Annotated in this window: 1 pseudogene; it reads left to right on the top strand. The window is 46.2% G+C overall.

Annotation, left to right across the window (positions count from 1 at the left end):
• Positions 1-251 (top strand): annotated as a pseudogene (locus BCU12_RS05025) (alginate lyase); the annotation flags it as partial.

Here is a 251-nt window from a genome sequence, read left to right as displayed (position 1 = left end):
GCTGATGAATCACACTGCATGTTCGATGACTTCTACAACAAAGCAACGGTTAAGTTCCTAGAGACTGCCCCTTACGAAGAGCCACAGGCTTACCCTGAAGAAACCGTCGGTAAAGCGTCTTTATGGCGCCCTTACTGGCGTCAAATGTACGTTGATTGCCAAATGGCACTTAACGCAACACGTAACCTATCAATCGCCGGTATCGTAAAAGAAGATGAAGAGCTCATTGCAAAAGCAAAAGCTTGGACTCT

This window comes from Vibrio sp. 10N.261.55.A7 (assembly GCF_002877365.1).
Classification (GTDB): Bacteria; Pseudomonadota; Gammaproteobacteria; order Enterobacterales; family Vibrionaceae; genus Vibrio.
This window is presented reverse-complemented; position numbering and strand designations above follow the sequence as displayed.